At 48.7% G+C, this 511-nt stretch carries 1 pseudogene; it reads left to right on the top strand.

The features are described 5' to 3' along the window. Positions 1-7: 7 nt before the first annotated feature. A pseudogene (locus ACNOHI_RS25645) lies at positions 8-511 on the top strand (hypothetical protein); the annotation flags it as partial.

Here is a 511-nt window from a genome sequence, read left to right as displayed (position 1 = left end):
AGGAGGTATGGCCAGAATCCGGCGCGATGCCGACTATTGCCATAGTCAGGGTACCGCTTTTTTTATTTGTTATAATCCCTGGGATGAAAGCACCCGTAACGAAGGACATACCGAGGGGCTTTACAAACTGATTAAGCAAACAGGTGCCGATGGTGTTGTACTGGATACAAAAGGGAGCTCCAGTTTAGAACTCCAACACGCTGCCGACAGCGCCCGCGCCGGCGTAATCATGTATAGCGAAGGTTTTGCAGTTCCAAAAGATATGCAGGGAATCGTCTCAGGCCGTGTTCACAATGCGCTATATTTTCCACCATTGCTGAATCTGAATAAGTTCATTAAACCCGATTTTGCTATTTACCGCGTAACCGAGATTGCGAAAGAACCGGTCAGGCGAGAGTTTGCCGCCGCATTTTTTAACGGCTATGGCACAGAACTCAATATATTCATCCCGGGAGAGCCATCCTGGCTCGAGGAGCAATACCGATATCTGGGACAAACTACACGCATCCTG

It is taken from the genome of Noviherbaspirillum sp. ST9 (assembly GCF_048799745.1).
GTDB lineage: Bacteria > Pseudomonadota > Gammaproteobacteria > Burkholderiales > Burkholderiaceae_D > Noviherbaspirillum.
This window is presented reverse-complemented; position numbering and strand designations above follow the sequence as displayed.